This window comes from Psychrobacter sp., from assembly GCF_035469765.1.
Taxonomy (GTDB): Bacteria; Pseudomonadota; Gammaproteobacteria; order Pseudomonadales; family Moraxellaceae; genus Psychrobacter.
On sequence record NZ_DATIRM010000445.1, the window covers coordinates 1 to 2,079 of the forward strand.

Here is a 2,079-nt window from a genome sequence, read left to right on the forward strand (position 1 = left end):
AAATAAGCACTTTGCATATTGAGATTGACGGGCTCTTTATTATCTGATTTTTTGACCGTTGCTGTGCCTTCAGTTGCTCCATGATCATGACCGTGAGTATCGCCACTATGACTACCTCGGTGCATAAGCCATGCAACCAAAATATTGATCAGCATACCAATAGTGGCGACGATAAGCATACCTTGGGTCGCAATTTCAGGTGGCGAATTAAAGCGTTTAATGGCCTCATAAAATATCATTAGGGCGATAATGACAAGCGTAGCACCATTCACAGAAGCAACTAAAACCTCAAAGCGTCTATAGCCGAACGTTTTTTGATGAGTGGCTGCTTTTTCCCCAATTTTAAATGCCATTAGGGTGGCGCCAAGTGCTACTGCGTCGCTCAGCATGTGACCGGCATCAGATAGTAATGCTAAACTACCAGTGAGCAAACCACCGATTGCCTCTACAAGCATATAGCCTGTGATAATCAAAAAGCTTATCAGGAGCGTACGCTGATAGCCTTTGGTATCGTGCGATGCGATGGTTTTCTCAAGGTGCTCGTCATGATCGTGATAGGTATCTATGGAGTATTGACAAGCCTCATTTTGATGAACGTGTTTATGCACATCAGCGGACTCACTCTGATGAATAGGATTGTCTTGTTCAGACTTTGGACGGTTTTGATTCATAACAACGCTCAAATGGTTGTTATAAACTAACTTAGCATAGTTGAATATTGGAAGCTATAACGACGAGGTAAACATAAAAAAGAGCTGCCACTAATCACTGGGCTGTGAATTACTTTTCACTTTAAACTACCAGCCAACAGGGTCAATATCTAACGTTAGTTTAAGATACTTAGCACCTGGCAGGGCAAGGACAGGTTGCCACCAATGATTTAAGACATGGTGCAGTTGCTGCCGATCTTTGGCCAATAGCAAAAGCTGGGCATGATAGCGGCTGTTCTTTTTACTCATAGGCGCATCGATAGGACCCAAAACCGCCAGATTGTGTCCTGTTGGCAGAATAGCAATGGCGTCTTTAAGCGCTTGCGTAGTGGCAACAAGCGTTTTACCTTCACAACGTATCAGCGCGGCGTGGCTTTGAGGGGGCAGTCCCATCATTTTTCGTTCTTGCAGTAATTCGCGAGCAAAAGATAAATAACCATCTTTGACCAGTTTTAATAGTAACTCATTATCTGGTTGCAGTGTTTGAATCAAGACACGTCCGGCTTTATCACCGCGTCCTGCACGCCCTGCTACTTGGATCATCAATTGCGCAGTATGCTCTGGCGAGCGAAAGTCTGCAGACAAAAAGCCGCGGTCAGCGTTAGGTAAGCAAACGAGCGTGACATCGGGAAAGTGATGACCTTTTGCAACCATTTGCGTACCGACTAATATGGCAGGCTTGCCTTCATTAATACGCTGATAGATGTTCTCCCAGCTGTCTTTACGTCTAGTGGTATCACGATCGATTTGAATAATAGGATAAAGCACTTTACTGGTTTGTGGATTGGCAAAAATCGCGTGCAGGTTTTCGCTTAGCCTCGTGGTGCCTAGCCCCTTAGCATCTAGGTTTTGACTGCCACAATCAGGACAAGTCGTCGGAATATAGGCTTGCCAATCACAATGATGGCATTTCAGATAGGAGTTGTACTGTGATTGGCTATTATAATGGACGGTCAAATGAGCATCGCAACGTGGACAATCTGCCTGCCAACCACAAGCTTCGCATAATAACACTGGCGCATAGCCGCGGCGGTTTAAAAATATCAATACTTGATCGCCAGCTTCTAGTGTCTGCTGTATTGCACCAATTAACGAATTTGTCAGTCCGGTATCATAGCGCGTGCCATTATCTTGTGCTTGCTGATGGGTGCTTTGCAGGCGTGCATCGATGAGCTGCATGGTTGCCGGTCTTGCATTACCAGGGCGCGTCGACAATTGACATTCTACTAGCTTGCCATCATCGACCAGTTTTAAATGCTCAAGAGAGGGTGTGGCAGTCCCAAGGACGACTGGTATCTTAGCCTGAAATCCGCGATAAAGTGCGACATCGGCGGCATGATAACGCAGTGTGTCTTGCTGCTTATAAGAG

General features: G+C 45.6%; 2 protein-coding genes. Both read right to left on the bottom strand.

Translation table 11 applies throughout. The annotated features are described in order from the left end of the window. Positions 1–671, bottom strand: a 671-nt coding sequence (locus VLN09_RS12160) for a cation diffusion facilitator family transporter (protein ID WP_325246876.1), incomplete at its 3' end; no start/stop codon positions are given. A 126-nt stretch (positions 672–797) separates the two neighbouring features. Next, positions 798–2,079: replication restart helicase PriA (priA, locus tag VLN09_RS12165; RefSeq protein ID WP_325246878.1), on the bottom strand; the 1,282-nt coding region annotated here is incomplete at its 5' end.